Origin of the sequence: Rhizobium grahamii, from assembly GCF_009498215.1 — a bacterium.
Taxonomy (GTDB): domain Bacteria; phylum Pseudomonadota; class Alphaproteobacteria; order Rhizobiales; family Rhizobiaceae; genus Rhizobium; species Rhizobium grahamii_A.
Genome location: NZ_CP043498.1, coordinates 2,176,642 through 2,194,579, shown reverse-complemented (window position 1 = coordinate 2,194,579; position 17,938 = coordinate 2,176,642). Strand labels below are relative to the sequence as shown.

Genomic DNA, 17,938 nt, shown 5'->3' with positions numbered 1-17,938 from the left:
CTTCCGAAGACACCCGTTCAGGAAAGCCATCCCTCCCGTGTTTCTATCCTTTTTCCCGAAGCCGAAACTGTTCTTCATCTCTGCCGTCATCTGGGCGTTGCTCGGCGTCCTCTTGTGGTACTTCGGAGGCTCCGGCCTCGGTGCGGTGATCGGGCTGCCGCCGCTGCCGGCAGGGCAGGAGGCGCCGATCGGCGTTTCCGTTTTCTGGTCGAAGCCGTTCCTGTGGTTCTATATCTACTACATCGTCTTCGTCGCCCTGTTTGCGGGCTTCTGGTTTACCTACAGCCCGCATCGCTGGCAGATGTGGTCGGTGCTCGGCTCGGCGCTGATCATCTTCAACACCTATTTCTCGGTGCAGGTGAGCGTCGCGATCAATGCGTGGTACGGACCTTTCTATGACATGATCCAGCGGGCGTTGGCGCGCCAGGAGCCGATCCCGACAGCTGCCGATCTCTATTGGGGCATGACAGGCTTTGCGGGGATCGCCTTCGTTGCGATCACCGTCGGCGTGCTGAACCTGTTCTTCGTCAGCCACTATATCTTCCGCTGGCGCACGGCGATGAACGAGTTCTATATGTCCTACTGGCCAAAGCTGCGACATATCGAAGGTGCTTCGCAGCGCGTCCAGGAAGATACGATGCGGTTTTCGACGACGGTCGAAAGCCTCGGCGTCAACCTGGTAAGCTCGATCATGACGCTGATCGCGTTCCTGCCCGTGCTGTTCAAGTTCTCCAGCACGGTGACGGAGCTGCCGCTCATCGGCGAGGTGCCGCATGCGCTCGTCTGGGCGGCGATTTGCTGGTCGCTGTTCGGAACGGTGTTTCTGGCGGCCGTCGGGATCAAGCTGCCGGGCCTCGAATTCCGCAATCAGCGCGTCGAGGCGGCCTACCGCAAGGAACTGGTCTACGGCGAAGACCATGACGATCGTGCGGATCCGATCACGGTGGCGCAGCTGTTCGCCAACGTCCGGCGCAACTATTTCCGCCTCTATTTCCACTACATGTATTTCAACGTCGCCCGCATCTTCTACCTGCAGGCGGACAATCTGTTCGGCACCTTCGTCCTCGTGCCGTCAATCGTGGCTGGCAAGCTGACGCTCGGCGTGATGAGCCAGATCCAGAACGTCTTCGGGCAGGTGCGGGAGTCGTTCCAGTATCTCGTCAATTCCTGGACGACGATTGTCGAGCTGCTGTCGATCTACAAGCGCTTGCGCACCTTCGAAGCCGCGATCGACGGGGAGCCCCTTCCCAGTATCGATCAGCGTTACCTGGAACGCGAAGCGGACATCATCCACGCCGACGGCTGATGCCGTCGGCCATCCGCCCTCTGGGCTCGGGCGTTGTCGCTCTGATTTACGTCAGAGCGAGCGGATGAGCTTCGACGCTGAAAGGCCGCTGGTGCGCGGCGGGCGCACACTTCTCCGCCGCTTTTGGGCCGACGGCCGACATCGCCCGTCGAGGGACATTCGAACTGAAAACGGGCCGCGTCGGCATCCAGATGCGGCTATTTATCCAAGCTTGACGTTTCCAAGATCTGCAAATTACATTGATACGGCTGCGCCTCCATGAGAGGCAGTCAGTATCTCTCCATCCAGTGAGGTCCCAATGCGCCGAGTCCCTTCTCAAGAAACCCAGAACGGAAATTTTGAGAAGATGATTGGATATGCGTATTTTGAACCTGGGCATTCTGGCCCATGTGGATGCGGGGAAAACTAGCCTCACAGAACGGCTCCTCTTCGATACCGGCGCGATCGCCAGACTTGGCAGCGTCGATGACGGCAACACGCAGACCGACAGCCTTGAGCTCGAGCGGCAGCGCGGAATCACGATTGCCGCGGCCGTCGTGTCGTTTCGGATCGGCGACCTCGCTGTCAACCTGATCGACACGCCCGGACATCCGGATTTCATCGCCGAAGTCGAGCGCGTGCTGCGAATGCTCGACGCCGCGGTCGTCGTCGTTTCCGCGGTGGAGGGCGTGCAGGCGCAAACCCGCGTGCTGGTGCGGGCTTTGAAGCGGCTCGCTATCCCGTTCGTGTTTTTCATCAACAAGATCGATCGAGCGGGTGCCCGCTATGAGGAGCTGCTTACCGATATCGAAAGCAAGCTCGGAACCCGCACGCTCGCAATGTCGAGCGTGCGCAATGCGGGTAGCAGGAATGCGGTCGTCACGCCTGTTGATCTCAGCCGCGATCCCGGTCTCTCGACGATCTGCGAGGGGCTCGCAGCCCATGACGATGCGCTGCTGGAAGATTATGTTCTGGCGTCCGACGGGATCGACAGCAGTCGGCTTCGTTCCGCACTTGCGGATCAAGTGGCCGCGGGTCTCCTGCACCCGGCATATTGTGGAGTGGCGATGACCGGCGAAGGTATCGCTGACCTGATAAACGCCATGGAACACATGCTGCCGTGCCGAATGCCGAATATCGAAGCTCCGCTTGCCGGCAGCGTTTTCAAGATCGAGCGAGGATGGGGCGGTGAGAAGATCGCCTATCTCAACCTGACCGCCGGGACGCTCCTGGAGCGAGGCCAGATCGAATTGCCTGGCGGTGTCGGCAAGGTCACGCGCATTCAGGTCTTCGATGACGGTGCGCTGAGGAAGCAGGGGGAGGCGCACGCGGGCCAGATCGTCAAGGTCAGCGGGTTGCCGGCAGCGAGGGTCGGGGATCGGTTCGGAACGGCAGGCGGGCGGCCGCATGAGCCGCAGTTTGCCGCTCCAACTCTGGAAACGCGCATCCTTTCCGCCAAGCCATCCGAAAACGGCGCGCTCTGGACTGCCCTGCAGCAATTGTCAGAGCAGGACCCGCTGATCAATCTGCGCACCAGCGCCGATGCCAGCGACATGTTTCTTTCGCTTTATGGGGAGGTACAGAAGGAGGTGATCCAGGCGACGCTGCTGCACGATTTCGGCGTGGACGCGCGATTCGAGGAAAGCACTGTCATCCATGTTGAACGACCTGTGGGCATCGGGGAAGGGATCGAGGTCATCTTCAAGGAGCCCAACCCATTCCTGGCCACTGTCGGCCTGCGCATCGAGCCGAGGCCGGAAGGCTCCGGCAACACCTTCGCACTGGAAGTGGATGTCGGGCAGATGCCCGTCAGTTTCTACCGCGCTGTCGAGGAGGCGGTGTCGGAAACACTGAAGGCAGGCTTGTCCGGCTGGCATGTGATCGATTGCCATGTGGCGGTCACCGCCTTGAAGCACAGCTCGCCTTCAAGCACGGCAGCCGATTTTCGCGGCCTGACGCCGCTTGTGCTGGCCACCGCTCTTGTCGGGGCGGGGACGGTTATTTGCGAACCGTTCGAGCGATTTCAGCTCGAGGTTCCGGTTGCTGCGCTCCCGGCACTCCATGTGATTTTGTCGAAGTCGGGAGCGGCGGTGCAGGCAACCGGGATCGATGGCAGCATCGCCCGGCTGGAGGGGGTGATGCCCTCGGCCAGAGTGCAAGGCATCCGCCAGCAATTGCCGGGGCTTTCAAGTGGTGCGGGCGTCATGGAAACCGCCTTCGATCACCATGCTTCACTCCCGGGAACACGACCGACGCGAGCCCGTGTGAGTGCCAATCCGTTCGACCGTTCGGAATATCTGTCGCGGCTGCGGCAAGGCGGAGTTGGTGGCGGGTAGTCGGGGCCTGGCGGTCACCGCATAGTAGGGGAGGCATCGTTCGCGATGCCTCCTTGGCATTGCGCCGCTGGCCGACCGCTTTGCATCAATTGGAGACAGCAGCTTGGTGGTTGTGGCTTAGTCAAAAAGTTGCAATGCTCAGATGTTTTCCGATGAGGTGGCACTATCATGCGCTTAGAAGAACAAACGCCCGCCATTCAAATGCTCCTCTGCGTTCTGATGGTTCTTGTCGCCCTGGGCGTGATAAGTGGCATCATCACTAATGCCCTTATACTCAGGCACACCAAATCACTTTCAACCCTTGCGGGGGAGGGTAGCCTTCCTTGGGGAGAGCGTAAGGGGCGCCAATTCTCTCGTGCCACGTCTTTCTTCATTGATAGTCGACTCAAGCGGCTGCGAGCAGCAATGTTCGGCAGTATGGGCCTATCGGTTTCCGCCTTTGTGCTGATAGCCATTATCGATAGATTTTCGAGATAACGCGGCAAGGTGGTCTTCCGAGGACGTCGTGCAGCGCTATTCCAGGGTTTGAGCCTTAGGCTTTGGCGCATGGGGCAACGTTGGCACATCTTAAGAGAAATCTGGATATGGCTGTGAAAGTTGTCGGTTGGACAGCAAGTCAGACTGAAAAGAGCCGCGGATGCACAGTGATCAGATAAACATCAATGCCGGACACGCGCGTGACCTCATTGCTGATCAGTTCCCGCAGTTTCGAGCCGAAGAGATCATCGAACTGGACACGGCGGGCACCGTAAACGCGATCTTCCGAATTGGCGATCGGCACGCGGCTCGCTTTCCCTTGCGGATGATGGACCCCGCCGAATGTGCCCGGATGCTGGAAACAGAAACCAAGCGGAGCGCGGAGTTTCACAAATGTTGCCCCTCTCCAAGTCCGCAGCCGGTCGGTGTCGGGCGGCCCGGTTCTGGGTATCCGCTGCCATGGCTCGTGCAGACGTGGATCGACGGGCAAGTCGCCACGCCGACCGCGCTAGCCAACTCATCCGTTTTTGCACTCGACCTTTGTCGGCTGATCGCCGAACTTCGCACGACCGATCTCAATGGGCGGACGTTCGACGGCCAAGGTAGAGGCGGCGCTCTCGCCGCCCATGACGGGTGGATGGAAGTGTGTTTCTCAAAGAGCCGGCACCTTCTGGATGTTGAACGACTGCGCCGCATGTGGAGTGGGCTTCGCGAATTGCCGTCTTCAGGTCGGGAGGTGATGAGCCATAAGGACCTTATTCCTTCGAATCTACTGGTTGAGGGAGAGAGGTTGGTTGGAGTGCTCGACACCGGAGATTTTGCTCCCGCCGATCCGTCGCTCGATCTCGTCGCCGGATGGCATCTGCTCGATCGGGAGACGCGAGCTATCTTTCGCGAGGCTCTGCAAACCGACGATCTTGAATGGCGGCGAGGTGCTGCATGGGCATTCGTGCAGGCGATGGGTCTGGTCTGGTACTACGAGGGCACGAACCACATCATGAGCGAACTGGGACGCAGCACGATTTCGCGCCTCATCGAAGACGGTGCAGGATAGCTATCCTGCACCGTTTCGGTAGTTGGTGTCATCAATCACGGCTGCCTCCTGCCAGAGGCGGTCATTGCGGTGTCGTCGCAACCGGCTAGTTTGCGGCCGCCAAGCTGGATCTTCTATGTAGGACAATGATGCTGCGGAAGTTGATCATAATCGGCCCAAACGGGGCTGGCAAAAGCCACTTGGCCGCGCGGTTGGCGGCGGCACGCCCGGATGTGCCGGCTGTTTCTTTCGATGCAGTGAAGCTCACCACCAATTGGCGGCAACGTCCTCGAGCCTTGATTGAAGCCGATTTGTATGAAGCCCTCCAAAAGGACAGCTGGATTATCGAGGGCGGTCCGAGCTTGCTTCCCTTCGCGATCGATCATGCCGACAGCCTCATGTGGCTGGACCCTCCAGAATGGCTCAGGGCTTGGCGACTGATTGTCAGGCCATTGCGCAATATCGGGAGAACTCGTCCGGAACTGCCGCAGGGCAACATCGACTGGCCATGGGAGCAATACAACTTCGCCATGCGCAGTCTGAAGAACCGGGCCGGCTTTCGAACGAAGATTTCGACACAACTTGCCGCGACCCCGGGACTCCGAGTTTGGCGGATCAGAAGCTCGGCCGACGCTTCCTCCGCTATCGAGCAGTGGCTCGGCGCAGCGGATAGACCTGACGTTTAGCTGTCAACGGGACGCCACAATAGACTGCTGCCCCAATATCGACGGCTGTCGCTTCGCGCCCAAAGGAGCAGGCGATGACATCTAAGCGGTCCGGCCCGTCTCGCTCTGGAACAAATAGAACCTGCTTGCATTTAGGAGCTAGAGGCTGCTCGCCTCGACCCTTCCAAAGTCCCAACGCTTGCCCCGCTTTTTGAGCGGGGCCCTTTAGCGAAGGCAACAGCATAAAGGATGTTGTGATGTCTCGCAGGTACTTCAGCCGCCATAATGAGCCACTGGATTGCGACGATCTGCGCCGATGCCGCCTGGTCTTGGACGCCATCTGCGCCGAATTCGGAATAGAGCAGGGCTCCGAGGAGGCAACCCGGATCGCTGCGATCACAATCGAACTGTATCAGCAGGGCGTTCGAAACATCGGACAACTGAAGCACCTCGTCGATGCGGCGCGTGGTCTTGATCTCAGCGAGCATGCCATCTCCGAAGGCCCTCCGACGCAAACCTCTGCGTAGCATGTGTGGTTGCAGGAGCGCTTGGCATCATGCGGCGATGCGTATCACTTTGGCGGCGCGGCCGTGCTTGGCAACCGAGGCTGCATGGAATTTGATGAACTCCACAGCCGGGAGCGGCCTCGAGAGAGCCATCACTCCGGGCGCGATTACAGCCCCAAGGCCTGCGCCTGCGGCTGCAGTTTGCCGCGTGCCTCGATGATCGGGATCGCTTCCGAATAGCTCGCAGGCGACGTCGGCGCGATGGCAGACGTCGCTGACCAGCCGGTCAAGTGCGCGCCAGTAGGCGCCACCGTTCATCTCGACGAAGTGGAAGCCGAGCTGCAGCGGAATGCGATTGCCGGTGTACTGGTTGTCGAAGGCCTCCTGCCCAAGGAGAAGATGCCGACGGAGGCGTCAGGCATGTTGAAACCGGGTATGTGGAGGGTCGCTGCTGTTTCAGCTTCAGGCCCGCCACGTATTCTCCATTCCCGAGTGCGGCAACGTTCGACTTTTCATCCCGTTCGCCGCAGCAGCGGCTCCACTGTTACGGCCGGTAACGATCTGCGGTTACAGTAACGTACTTCCCACAGGCGACGCCTCAAGGCATCGTTCACCAGCTTCGACGGATTGCGTCTCAACAGTCGATATGCGGCACGAATGGGGATGAAGAATGAGAGTTCAAAAGACACTGCTCGCAAGCCTTTTGCTGATAGCCGGCGCAGCTGCTGCCGCCGATGCCATCAAGGTGACGCCCGATAACTTCGTGCGCGCGGAAACGGACATGTATTTCACGGTTTCGGCCAAGGAGGCCGGCCTTGGGAAACTCTTCCATCGTCGCGATCCATTCGACGTCGCTCATCAGACCGTGGTTCGGGGCAATCGCGATACGCTCTATTCGAGCGGGGTTTTCGATCTCGATGCCGGCCCGGTGACGATCACCATGCCGGATGCTGGAAATCGCTTCATGTCGTTGATGGTGGTGAACGAGGATCACTACGTTACCGGTGTCTTTCACGGCGCCGGAAGTCATACCCTGACGCGCGACGGCGTTGGCACACGATACGTCCTTGCAGCTGTCCGGACCTTGATCGATCCCGGCAAGGCCGGCGATTCCGACGAGGTGCACAAGCTTCAGGATGCCGTCAAGGTGGATCAGCCAGGTGGTCCCGGCAAGCTGGAGTTACCGGTCTGGGACAAGGCCAGCCAGGACACGGTGCGTAGTGCGCTTCTGGAACTTGCATCGACCATGAGCGGCTTTAATCGGGCGTTCGGCAGCAAGGAACAGGTCGATCCCGTCCATCACCTCATCGGGGCTGCTGCCGGTTGGGGCGGCAATCCCGACAGCGAAGCAACCTATATCGCCTTTACGCCATCGAAGAACGACGGAAAGACCGTGTATACGCTTCACGTTCCCTCAAGCGTTCCGGTTGATGGCTTCTGGTCGATCAGTCGTTACAATGCCAAAGGCTTCTTCACGCCCAACAAGCAGAATGCCTATTCGATCAACAATCTAACGGCCACCAAGGCCGGAGACGGTTCCATAGACGTCCAGTTCGGCGATTGCGATGGCAAGGTGCAAAACTGCCTGCCCATCGAGCCCGGCTGGAACTACACCGTTCGGCTCTATCGGCCGCAGCCGCAAGTGCTGGATGGCAGCTGGAAGTTTCCCGATCCGCAGCTGCGGTGAGGCAATCGTTGCTCAAGGTGGCAGGTCTGGTATCGGCCTCGGGTTCCCTCCGGAGAGGCTGCCCGGTGGGGCCTAAAGGCCTGAAGCCTGCGCCTGCGGCTGCAACTTGCCGCGTGCCTCGATCATGGGGATCGCTTCCGAATAGCTGACGCAGGCGACGTCGGCGCGGTGGCAGACGTCGCTGACCAGCCGGTCGAGCGCGCGCCAGTAAGCGCCGCCGTTCATCTCGACGAAGTGGAAGCCGAGCTGCAGCGGAATGCGGTCGCCGGTGTACTGCTTGTCGAAGGCTTCCTTGAATGCGGCATAGGAGCGCTCTTCGAACGCCTTCGAATCCACCTTGTCCTCTGTGCCGTTGGAGTGGCGGACGAAGAGGTTGTAGTCCATGCCGATGATCGGCTTTTCGCGCGGGCCTTCGGGGATCAGCGGCAGGCCGAAGCGAACGATGCCTGCTTCCTCGACCGGCATGGCCGGGCCCTTCGTCACCAGGCTCGCGTCATAGGTGAAGCCGGCCTTCTTCTCGGCGGAGATCATATCGGCGCCGGGCGTTGCCGAGAGATAGGGCGCGCGGAATCCGTGGATGCCGTGGTCGACCAGATCCTGCCAGCCCTTAGGCTCTTCGAGGTCGACGCTCTTCCAGGCATTTTTCAGCGTGGCGCGAAAGGTCGTAAACTCCTTGCTCCAGTCAGCCTCGCTCCACTGGCGGCCGTCGAAATGGCCGCAGGCGTGGCTCGAGATGTCGTGTCCCTCAAGATGGGCGTGCCAGATGTTGCCGAGCCGCTCGCGAATTTCGTCGTCGCTTTGCGCAAAGCCGACATTGGATTTGCCGAGCTTCTGGTGCGGCGCCTGATAGGCCTTCTTGGCGGCCTGGTTCATCAGGAAGGTGCAGGAGAGGAAATAGGTGAAATGGGCGCCGTTCCTTGCCGCCATCTCGCGGCTCTTCTGCCAGAGCGCGTTGTCATGGGCGCCATCGAACGAGATGATCACCAGCTGCTTTGGCTGGTCGTTCGCCGCCGCCACGCCTGGGACGAGCAGGGAAAGGGCGAAGGATGCTTTGAGGAAAGAGCGAAACATGGGGCACCGCGACAATTTGTTTGCGGCTTTCCTGTTACAGAAATGCGGCGAAGCTGCGGTGACGCTGGCGTTTTTGTGTCGCTTTGACTAAGTCTCGGAAAACGCACAGGAGATCGCCATGGCATTGCTCATCGTCGGCATCATCATTTTCCTCGGCCTGCATCTGATCCGCGTCATCGCGCCGGGTCTTCGGCAGTCGCTGATCAACAGTCTCGGCGAAAATGGATGGAAGGCCGCCTATTCCGTCGTCAGCATCCTCTCGCTTGTCCTGCTGATCTACGGCTTCGGCCAGGCCCGTCAGGTCACGGGCATGCTCTACACGCCACCGGTCTGGATGGCGCATATCACTATTACCCTGATGCTGATCGCCGTGATCTGTCTGGTCGCCTCGCTGCTGCCGGCGGGGCACATCGCGGTCAAGACGAAGCATCCGATGGTGCTGTCGGTGAAGATTTGGGCTTTCTCGCACCTGCTTGCCAATGGCGAGACCTCTTCGGTGCTGCTGTTCGGCGCCTTTCTGGCATGGGGTGTCATCCTGCGCATTGCGCTGAAGCGTCGCCAGCGTGCCGGCGAACTTACGCTTCGTCCCTTCGTATCCGGCAAGTACGATCTCTACGCCGTTATCATCGGCATCGTGGCCTGGGCGCTCATCACGTTCAAACTGCACGAGCTGTTGATCGGGGTAGCTCCAATCGTTATGTGACGAATCTTTCCAATCCCCCTTACAACTGCTGAAAAATGGGGTAGAAGGCCCCGATAATGTGCGTGCAACCCGCATGCCGAAGCATATCCGCGGCCGGAGACGAGAATGGCATTCAACGACGACAGCTTCATTCGTGAAGTCAATGAGGAACTGCGGTCCGATCAGGTGAAGGGCGCATGGCGCCGGTTCGGCCGTTACCTGATTGCGCTCGCCGTCCTGATCGTCCTCGGTACCATCGGCTACAAGGTCTATGAATACTGGGACGACAATCAGTCTTCCGGCACCGGCGACAAATTCATCGCCGCCATGAAGCTTGCCGATGAAAACAAGAATGACGAAGCGCTGGCCGCGCTCGAGACGCTGGAGAAGGAAGGCCACGGCGCCTATCCGATCCTCGCGCGCCTGCGTGCCGCAAGCGTTCTCGCCCAGAAGGGCGACACGGCGGGTGCCGTTGCAGCCTTCGATGTCATCGGCAAGGACAATGCCGCTCCGGCAGCTGTTCGCGATGCCGCCAAGATGCGCGCCGGCTGGCTGCTGATCGAAGGCGGCACCTATGAGCAGGTGTCGGCGCATGTCGAGGAAATGGCAGTTCCCGGCAATGCCTTCCGTCACTCGGCTCGCGAAGCGCTCGGCCTTGCCGCCTACAAGGCAGGCAACATGGCGCAGGCACGCCAGTGGTACCAGGCGATCGCAGACGACGCGCAGAGCCCGCGCAATGTTGCCAATCGTGCCCAGATGATGCTTGATAACATCACCGCATCCGGCAAGGCGCCCGCCGCACAGGGCTGAATGTAAGGAATTTCAATGAGCTTCACGGTCGCCATCGTCGGTCGCCCGAACGTCGGCAAGTCGACGCTTTTCAACCGTCTGGTTGGAAAGAAGCTGGCGCTCGTCGATGATACGCCAGGTGTTACCCGCGACCGCCGTCCCGGCGATGCGCGCCTCATGGGTTTGCACTTCACCATCATCGATACAGCCGGTCTCGAGAAGGCCGAAGCCGAGAGCCTGCAGGGCCGCATGCGCGCCCAGACGGAAGCGGCGATCGACGAGGCCGATATCTCGCTCTTCGTTGTCGATGCCAAGTTTGGCCTGACGCCTGTCGACAAGGAACTGGCAGAGATGCTGCGCCGCCGCGGCAAGCCTGTCGTGCTCGTCGCCAACAAGTCGGAAGCCAAGGGCTCTGATGGCGGATTCTACGATGCCTATACGCTGGGGCTCGGCGAGCCGGTGCCGATTTCGGCCGAACACGGGCAGGGCATGCTCGATCTGCGTGATGCGATTGTCGATGCGATCGGCAAGGAGCGCGCTTATCCGCCGAAAGAAGATGTCGCCGAGACCAACGTCAGTCTTCCCCGCGAGATGGAAGAGGACGAGGACTACGAGCCCGAATACGACGACACCAAGCCGCTGCGCGTGGCGATCATCGGTCGCCCGAATGCCGGCAAGTCGACGCTGATCAACCGCTTCCTCGGCGAGGACCGGCTGCTGACCGGTCCCGAGGCCGGCATTACCCGCGACAGCATTTCCGTCGAGTGGGACTGGCACGGCCGCACCATCAAGATGTTCGACACGGCCGGCATGCGCCGCAAGGCGCGCGTGACTGAGAAGCTTGAGAAGCTGTCGGTCGCCGACTCGCTTCGCTCCATCCGCTTCGCTGAAACTGTCGTCATCGTGTTCGACGCGACCATTCCCTTCGAGAAGCAGGACCTGCAGCTGGTGGATCTGGTGGTCCGCGAGGGACGCGCCGCCGTTCTCGCCTTCAATAAGTGGGACCTGATTGACGAGCCGCAGGCGCTGCTTGCGGATCTGCGCGAAAAGACCGAGCGGCTGCTGCCGCAGGCGCGCGGCATTCGCGCCGTGCCGATCTCCGGCCAGACGGGACGCGGGCTCGACAAGCTGATGCAGTCGATCATCGATACCGACATGACGTGGAACCGTCGCGTGTCGACCTCCAAGCTGAACCGCTGGCTGGATTCGATCACGACGCAGCATCCGCCGCCGGCCGTCTCCGGCCGTCGCCTGAAGCTGAAGTACATGACACAGGTCAAGGCCCGCCCGCCGGCTTTCATGATCTCCTGCACCCGCGCAGACGCGCTGCCGGAATCCTATACGCGCTATCTGGTGAACAGCCTGCGCACGGATTTCAACATGCCCGGCGTGCCAATCCGGATCATGTATCGGGAAAAGGACAATCCGTACGAATCCAAGAGCGGCGGACGACGCAAGCCCCAGCCGGCCAAGTAAAGGATCGGGTGCAGCCCAAGGCTGCGTCCGCACTCTGCTTCTTCAGCTATCAGGATGGGCTGTTTCAGCCGTCGAAGTAATAAATCGGTTCGCGGGTGAGTTCGCCGTTTCCGACGTGGCCGTAGACGTCGTTTCCAAGAATCCAGAAGCTTATCGCCTGGGTTTCCATGGAAAAGATGTAGTCTCCCGATATCCAGTGCTGGGCCTTACTTCCGGATAGCGAAAACAGATGTTCGCCGGCCTGGTACATGACCGCCTTGTGCGACTTGGAATCGTATAAATACCGCTCCGCGGCCATCATGCCTCCGAATCTATTCTTCAAAGAATTCCACGGAGGATTTACTTTGTCTAATAGTAGTATCTCGATATATCGAGCCTGTCGCATCTTGGCCGCGGTTAAACGATTTACTTGCGGGCCGTGGCGTTACTGTTCAGAAAAATAAATGCGCGGATGTCGAAAAGGCGGGAGCACAGACGTCCTAGTAGCGAATGCCGCAAGCGCTTGAGAGACGGCGAGCATTCGTTTTGGTGTGAGCGACAAGGAGGGTCTGCATCATGCGCGTGTCTTATGGGTGGGTGATCGTCGGCGCGGGTGCGTTGATGACATGCGTCGCGCTCGGCGCGATGTTCTCGCTGGCGATCTTTCAGGAGCCTATCGCGACGGCAACCGGATGGTCGCATGTCGGGATCGCGAGCGCGATGACGCTGAATTTCATCGTGATGGGGATCGGGGGCTTCGTCTGGGGCGCGGCGAGCGATCGCTTCGGTCCGCGCCCGGTCGTCTTCGTCGGCGCCGTCCTGCTGGGCCTGGCGCTCATTCTCTCCAGCCGGGCAACGACGTTGCTGCAGTTCCAATTGACCTATGGTGTCCTCGTTGGCATCGCGGCAAGCACGTTCTTTGCGCCAATGATCTCAGCCACCATCGCCTGGTTCGATCGCAACCGCAGCCTGGCGGTTTCGCTCGTTTCAGCGGGCATGGGCGTTGCGCCGATGACCATCTCGCCGGCAGCCCGCTGGCTGATTTCGGCCTATGACTGGCGTCCGGCCATGCTGATCATCGGCATCTCGGTCTGGGTGCTCTTGCTGCCCGCCGCTCTGCTGGTGCGACAAGCGCCGGCCGAGGGTGCGGAGCAAGAACCGGGGACGGCTGCCAACGGTTCGAAGCCTGCTCTGTCCGCCGTTTTCCGCTCTCCACAGTTCCTGGTGCTCGGGCTCACCTTCTTTGCCTGCTGTGCAGCGCATTCGGGCCCGATTTTCCACATGGTGAACTATGCGACGATCTGTGGCGTGGCGCCGATGGCGGCGGTCAGTATCTACAGCGTTGAGGGGCTTGCCGGGCTTGGAGGGCGCTTGCTCTATGGCGGGCTCGCCGACAGGGTCGGCGTCAAGCCTGTGATCGTCGCCGGCTTGCTCGTGCAGGCCTGTGCGCTGGCCGCCTACCTCTTCGTCAGCAGCCTTGGCGAATTCTATGCGCTGGCGGTCATTTTCGGCAGTGCCTATGGCGGGGTCATGCCGCTCTATGCGGTGCTGGCGCGCGAGTATTTCGGGCCACGGATCCTCGGTACGGTATTCGGCGCGGCGACGATGCTCTCCAGTCTCGGCATGGCGTTCGGCCCGCTGATCGGCGGCTGGATCTTCGATACCTTCGCCAACTATTCCTGGCTCTTCATCGGCTCGGCGATGGTCGGCCTTGCGGCTGCGGCAATAGCGCTTGCTTTCCCGGCTCTGCCGCGTGAGCGAACCGAACCGGCATTGGGAATGTCGTCCTGATCGCGGCTTGAGATGGCGGGCAGCGTCGCTGCCTGCCACGATGCGGTTGCAGCGGTTCAGGCGGGCTTGCGAGCGCGTGGCAGCGTCTTGGCGAACTGCCAGGCCTTCTTCCATTTCGGCGTGATGACGCCGTTGGCGGCCCGGATGTTGTTGATGAATTGCTGCGTGGCGGCCTCCCAGGAATACTGGACGGCCAGTTCGCGTGCCTTCTCGCGTGAGCAGGCAAGGGCCGCGAGGCAGGCTGCCCGCAGGTCTTCATCGAGGGCGCCGACGTCGCTGTCCTCGCCGATGATGTCGAGAGGGCCGGTGACCGGATAGGCGGCGACCGGCACGCCCGAGGCCAGCGCCTCGAGGATGGTGTTGCCGAACGTGTCGGTCAGTGACGGAAAGACGAAGACGTCGGCCTGGGCATAGATCCTTGCCAGTTCCTCGCCGAATTTCAACCCGGTGAAGAGTACGTCGGGGTGACGCTTTTCAAGCTCGGCGCGAGCAGGGCCGTCTCCGACCACGACCTTGGAGCCCGGAAGATCGAGGTCGAGGAAGGCCGGTAGGTTCTTCTCCAGGGCGACACGACCGACCGTCATGAAGACCGGCCGTTGCAGGCCGAAGGGACGATCCTCCAGCGCCGTCGGGTGGAACTGATTGGCGTCGATGCCGCGGCTCCACGGCACGAGATTGCGGATGCCCTTGTCCGACAGCTCGCGCGCAAGGCTTGGCGTTGCCACCATGCAGCCGGCGCCGGAGTTGTGAAACCATCGTACGAAGCTGTAGAGCCAGCTTTTCGGGATAGGCAGGCGGGCAGCGACATATTCCGGAAAGCGGGTGTGGTAGCTGGTCGAGAACGGCATGCGGTTCTTCAGGCACCAGCGCCGCGCGGTCAGGCCGAGCGGGCCTTCCGTCGCGATATGAACGTATGACGGGTTGTGCTGACGGATTTGCCGGGCGACCTGCCCATATGTCGCGATCGAGAGCCGGATCTCGGGATAGGTGGGGCAGGGTACGCTTCGGAAACCCTGAGGTGTCACCATCGCCACTTCGACGCCGAGCTTGGCGAGCTCGCGGTTGGTGTTCTCGATGGAGCGGACGACGCCGTTGACCTGCGGATGCCAGGCATCCGTGACGATCACGAGGCGTTCCGGCTTCCCGAGCGGCAAGGCGCCACCGATATCTTCATCTTCAACGTTCGACAGCCGCTGCAGCATGACCCGACTTCCATCCGCGCCGGGCAGTTGGACGGCGGCGCTCACTTCCGTGCGGACGCCGGACAAGCGATTCCCGCAACGCTTATTGTGGCGGCGTCAGATGATGGAAATATTACAGCCCGTTTGATCCCCGAGAATGCGGCACAAGCCGATCGCGTCAGGCCTGCTCGACCTGCAGCTTCTCTTTCGCGACAAGGGCGCCGTGTTCGCTGACCACGCGGGCGGCGATCCTGGCGGCAAAGCGCGCCGCAGCGACAGCATCCTGAGTTTCAAGATAGCGGGCAAGGAAGGCGCCGTTGAAGCTGTCGCCGGCGCTGGTTGTGTCGACGACCACCTCGACCTTCTCTGCCGGTACGAAGGTTTGCTCGCCGGCAAAGTTCAGCGTTGCACCGTCCGCGCCGTTCTTGACAAGAACATGGTTGGCACCAAGCGCACGGTAGCGCTGGATCGTCGCGTCGATCGAGGCGTCACCGAAATGGGCCGCTTCGTCGTCGAAACCGGGCATGACGAGGGTTGAGGCCCGAGCGCCTTCGCCGATCGTCGTATGCATGGCGTCGTAGCTCGCCCAGAGACGGGGGCGGATATTGGGGTCGAAGGCAACGATCTTGCCGGCGGCCTTGGCGCGGCGCACTTCGGACAGAAGCGTATCAACATCGTCCCGCGGCAGGATGGCGAGCGTGATGCCGGAAAAGTAGACGACGTCGCTGGCCTCGATCGCTCGACGTAGGGCGTCCGGATCCGACGCAAGCTGGCGGGCGGCGGAGCTGTCCCGCCAGTAACTGAAGGAGCGTTCGCCGTCCTTGAGGCTGATCATGTAGAGCCCCGGCGCCTTGCCCTTGATGCGGCGGATGCTGTCGGTACCGATTCCCGCCTGCTTGAAGAAGGCTACCATCTCGTCGGACATGGCATCATCGCCGAGAGCGGTGAAATAATCGACGGACCATGATGGCGGCAGGCAGGCGCGGGCATACCAGGCGGTATTCAGGGTGTCACCGGCGAAGCCCTTGCGCAGCAGGCCAGCTCCCGCCTGCGAAAGCTCCACCATGCATTCACCGATCGATAGAAAACGCCCGCTCACAGAAAGCCTCCCTGTATTTTCCCAGTTTGCTGATACGCGGAGAGCCGATTGCTGACAAGCGCCGCGCGCCGCGACCTGCGGCTTTAGTTGGTCGCCGAGATAGGGAAACGCGCTTCCGTGCCGTCTCTATAGAGACAGGAAAGAGAGTCCGACCGCTCGACGGGTGTTTGCCGACGGTTGTTTTTTATCCAGCCCGCTTTAGTCTTGGCCTGATTTGAGATGCGGGAGATGAATGTGGCGGTTGCGGGCAAGACGGCAGACTGGTGGCGGGGCGCGGTTATCTATCAGGTCTACCCTCGTTCCTTTCAGGATACGAACGGAGACGGTCTCGGCGACCTGAAGGGCATCACCCGGAAATTACCTTACATCGCCAGTCTCGGCGTCGATGCGATCTGGCTCTCACCGTTCTTCAAGTCGCCGATGGCCGACATGGGTTACGACGTTTCCGACTATTGCGACGTCGACCCGATCTTCGGCACGCTTGATGACTTCGACGAGATGATGGCGACGGCGCACGGCCTCGGTATCAGGATTGTCATCGACCAAGTAATCTCGCATACGGCCGACGTTCATCCGTGGTTTGTCGAAAGCCGCTCTAGCCGCACCAATCCCAAGGCGGACTGGTATGTGTGGGCAGATCCGAAACCGGATGGCACGGCGCCCAACAACTGGCTCTCGATCTTCGGTGGGCCGGGATGGGAATGGGACGGCGTTCGCCGGCAATATTACCAGCACAACTTCCTCACATCGCAACCGGATCTCAATTTCCACAGTGCCGAGGTTCAGGACGCCGTGCTCGCCACCGTGAAGTTCTGGCTCGACCGTGGCGTCGACGGCTTCCGCCTCGATACGGTGAACTATTACTTCTGCGACAAGCTGCTTCGAGACAATCCACCGCATGCTCCCGATGCGAGCGACGGAGGCCTTGATGCGCCTGACACCAATCCCTACGGCATGCAGAACCACCTCTATGACAAGACGCAGCCGGAGAATATCGCATTCCTCCAGCGCTTCCGGGCGCTGCTCGACCGCTACGAAGCACGCGCGACGGTCGGGGAGGTTGGCGACGGAGCACGCTCGCTGAAGACGGTCGCCGCCTATACCGCCGGCGGCGACAAGCTGAACATGTGCTACACCTTCGACCTGCTCGGACCGGAGTTTACCGCTACCCATATCCGAAGCTGCGTCGATGCCTTCCAGAAGTCGGTTGCCGATGGCTGGGTCTGCTGGGCGTTCTCGAACCACGACGTCAACCGTCACGTGAGCCGTTTTGCCAAGACCCCGGAGGAGCGACCGGTCGTTGCCAAGCTCGCCATGTCGGTGCTGGCGGCCCTGCGCGGTTCGATCTGCCTCTATCAGGGCGAGGAGCTTGGTCTTCCGGAGGCGGAGCTTGCCTTCGAGGATCTTCGTGATCCCTACGGCATCCGCTTCTGGCCGGCCTTCAAGGGACGGGACGGATGCCGTACGCCGATGCCCTGGGAGGCTGCGAAGGCGCACGCCGGCTTTACCACGGCCGAAAAATCCTGGCTGCCGGTGCCTTACGAGCAGGCAGCATTGTCCGTCGATACCCAGGAGAGCGATCCGCATTCCGTGCTGAACCACTACCGGCAGACGCTCGAATTCCGCAAGAACCATCCGGCGTTGCTTGATGGCACGATGGAGTTCATCGGGACCAATCAAGACCTTCTCGCCTTTACGCGCACCAGTGGAAGCGAGACGCTTCTGTTCGTCTTCAATCTGACGCGGGGCGCCCAGGATTTCACGCTGCCCGATGGCTTTGCGAATGCACGGCCCGTCGAGCTACCGGGCTTCATTCCCCGGGTGGAAAAGGGCGTGGTGAAGCTGAAAGCGCTGGACGCGTTCTGCGCGCGGATGTGAGCT

Annotated in this window: 15 protein-coding genes and 1 pseudogene; 11 read left to right on the top strand and 5 right to left on the bottom strand. The window is 60.9% G+C overall.

The window, feature by feature from the left end; genetic code table 11:
• The first annotated feature begins 37 nt into the window (after positions 1–37).
• The 5 genes from sbmA to FZ934_RS10645 all read left to right on the top strand — a co-directional run bounded on the left by sbmA (position 38) and on the right by FZ934_RS10645 (position 6,323).
• Positions 38–1,306 carry a peptide antibiotic transporter SbmA gene (gene sbmA / locus FZ934_RS10665; RefSeq protein WP_153271046.1) on the top strand — a complete coding sequence of 423 codons (1,269 nt, stop codon included), beginning with the start codon at positions 38–40 and terminating at the stop codon, positions 1,304–1,306.
• A gap of 356 nt (positions 1,307–1,662) precedes the next feature.
• The gene (locus FZ934_RS10660; RefSeq protein ID WP_153271045.1) at positions 1,663–3,621 is read left to right on the top strand and encodes an elongation factor G; all 1,959 of its coding nucleotides are present in this window, start codon (positions 1,663–1,665) and stop codon (positions 3,619–3,621) included.
• A 637-nt stretch (positions 3,622–4,258) separates the two neighbouring features.
• Positions 4,259–5,152 carry an aminoglycoside phosphotransferase family protein gene (locus FZ934_RS10655; protein ID WP_153271044.1) on the top strand — a complete coding sequence of 298 codons (894 nt, stop codon included), beginning with the start codon at positions 4,259–4,261 and terminating at the stop codon, positions 5,150–5,152.
• A 179-nt stretch (positions 5,153–5,331) separates the two neighbouring features.
• Positions 5,332–5,817: a DNA topology modulation protein FlaR gene (locus tag FZ934_RS10650; RefSeq protein WP_246737783.1), complete on the top strand. Its 486-nt coding sequence runs from the start codon at positions 5,332–5,334 to the stop codon at positions 5,815–5,817.
• 236 nt (positions 5,818–6,053) lie between these two features.
• Positions 6,054–6,323, top strand: a complete 270-nt coding sequence (locus FZ934_RS10645; protein ID WP_153271043.1) for a hypothetical protein — start codon at positions 6,054–6,056, stop codon at positions 6,321–6,323.
• A gap of 146 nt (positions 6,324–6,469) precedes the next feature.
• Here the strand turns inward: FZ934_RS10645 and FZ934_RS10640 are convergent.
• Positions 6,470–6,686: pseudogene (locus FZ934_RS10640) on the bottom strand (polysaccharide deacetylase); the annotation flags it as partial.
• Positions 6,687–6,972: 286 nt separating this feature from the next.
• Between FZ934_RS10640 and FZ934_RS10635 the strand changes: the two are divergent.
• Entirely contained in the window at positions 6,973–7,989 is a 1,017-nt protein-coding gene (locus FZ934_RS10635) for a DUF1214 domain-containing protein (protein WP_153271042.1), read from the top strand.
• A gap of 72 nt (positions 7,990–8,061) precedes the next feature.
• On the opposite strand, the gene FZ934_RS10630 is transcribed toward FZ934_RS10635, so the two are convergent.
• The gene (locus FZ934_RS10630) at positions 8,062–9,060 is read right to left on the bottom strand and encodes a polysaccharide deacetylase (protein ID WP_153271041.1); all 999 of its coding nucleotides are present in this window, start codon (positions 9,058–9,060) and stop codon (positions 8,062–8,064) included.
• A 118-nt stretch (positions 9,061–9,178) separates the two neighbouring features.
• On the opposite strand from FZ934_RS10630, the gene FZ934_RS10625 reads away from it, so the two are divergent.
• From FZ934_RS10625 to der, 3 genes are all read left to right on the top strand, one after another.
• Positions 9,179–9,763 carry an NnrU family protein gene (locus tag FZ934_RS10625; RefSeq protein ID WP_153271040.1) on the top strand — a complete coding sequence of 195 codons (585 nt, stop codon included), beginning with the start codon at positions 9,179–9,181 and terminating at the stop codon, positions 9,761–9,763.
• 105 nt (positions 9,764–9,868) lie between these two features.
• Positions 9,869–10,552 (top strand): tetratricopeptide repeat protein, encoded by a 684-nt coding sequence (locus FZ934_RS10620; protein ID WP_153271039.1) that lies wholly within the window; start codon positions 9,869–9,871, stop codon positions 10,550–10,552.
• A gap of 15 nt (positions 10,553–10,567) precedes the next feature.
• Positions 10,568–12,007: a ribosome biogenesis GTPase Der gene (gene der / locus FZ934_RS10615; RefSeq protein ID WP_153271038.1), complete on the top strand. Its 1,440-nt coding sequence runs from the start codon at positions 10,568–10,570 to the stop codon at positions 12,005–12,007.
• Between the two features lie 64 nt (positions 12,008–12,071).
• On the opposite strand, the gene FZ934_RS10610 is transcribed toward der, so the two are convergent.
• A complete protein-coding gene (locus tag FZ934_RS10610; RefSeq protein ID WP_153271036.1) occupies positions 12,072–12,305 on the bottom strand; it encodes a hypothetical protein in 234 nt (77 codons plus the stop codon).
• Positions 12,306–12,562: 257 nt separating this feature from the next.
• Here FZ934_RS10610 and FZ934_RS10605 point away from each other — a divergent pair, with 257 nt between their 5' ends.
• Positions 12,563–13,777, top strand: a complete 1,215-nt coding sequence (locus FZ934_RS10605) for an MFS transporter (protein WP_153271035.1) — start codon at positions 12,563–12,565, stop codon at positions 13,775–13,777.
• A gap of 56 nt (positions 13,778–13,833) precedes the next feature.
• Here the strand turns inward: FZ934_RS10605 and FZ934_RS10600 are convergent, their stop codons facing one another.
• Together FZ934_RS10600 and FZ934_RS10595 are read right to left on the bottom strand one after the other, a co-directional pair.
• Positions 13,834–14,979: a glycosyltransferase family 4 protein gene (locus tag FZ934_RS10600; protein WP_153272421.1), complete on the bottom strand. Its 1,146-nt coding sequence runs from the start codon at positions 14,977–14,979 to the stop codon at positions 13,834–13,836.
• Between the two features lie 157 nt (positions 14,980–15,136).
• Positions 15,137–16,057 (bottom strand): sugar kinase, encoded by a 921-nt coding sequence (locus FZ934_RS10595; protein ID WP_153271034.1) that lies wholly within the window; start codon positions 16,055–16,057, stop codon positions 15,137–15,139.
• Positions 16,058–16,291: 234 nt separating this feature from the next.
• Here FZ934_RS10595 and FZ934_RS10590 point away from each other — a divergent pair, with 234 nt between their 5' ends.
• Positions 16,292–17,935, top strand: a complete 1,644-nt coding sequence (locus tag FZ934_RS10590; RefSeq protein ID WP_246778214.1) for an alpha-glucosidase family protein — start codon at positions 16,292–16,294, stop codon at positions 17,933–17,935.
• Positions 17,936–17,938: the final 3 nt, after the last annotated feature.

Coding starts and splice junctions, on each gene's coding strand:
- FZ934_RS10660 (WP_153271045.1), top strand. CDS start 1,663: ATGCGTATTTTGAACCTGGGCATTCTGGCCCATGTGGATGCGGGGAAA.
- FZ934_RS10655 (WP_153271044.1), top strand. CDS start 4,259: ATGCACAGTGATCAGATAAACATCAATGCCGGACACGCGCGTGACCTC.
- FZ934_RS10645 (WP_153271043.1), top strand. CDS start 6,054: ATGTCTCGCAGGTACTTCAGCCGCCATAATGAGCCACTGGATTGCGAC.
- FZ934_RS10635 (WP_153271042.1), top strand. CDS start 6,973: ATGAGAGTTCAAAAGACACTGCTCGCAAGCCTTTTGCTGATAGCCGGC.
- FZ934_RS10630 (WP_153271041.1), bottom strand. CDS start 9,060: ATGTTTCGCTCTTTCCTCAAAGCATCCTTCGCCCTTTCCCTGCTCGTC.
- FZ934_RS10625 (WP_153271040.1), top strand. CDS start 9,179: ATGGCATTGCTCATCGTCGGCATCATCATTTTCCTCGGCCTGCATCTG.
- FZ934_RS10620 (WP_153271039.1), top strand. CDS start 9,869: ATGGCATTCAACGACGACAGCTTCATTCGTGAAGTCAATGAGGAACTG.
- der (WP_153271038.1), top strand. CDS start 10,568: ATGAGCTTCACGGTCGCCATCGTCGGTCGCCCGAACGTCGGCAAGTCG.
- FZ934_RS10610 (WP_153271036.1), bottom strand. CDS start 12,305: ATGGCCGCGGAGCGGTATTTATACGATTCCAAGTCGCACAAGGCGGTC.
- FZ934_RS10605 (WP_153271035.1), top strand. CDS start 12,563: ATGCGCGTGTCTTATGGGTGGGTGATCGTCGGCGCGGGTGCGTTGATG.
- FZ934_RS10600 (WP_153272421.1), bottom strand. CDS start 14,979: ATGCTGCAGCGGCTGTCGAACGTTGAAGATGAAGATATCGGTGGCGCC.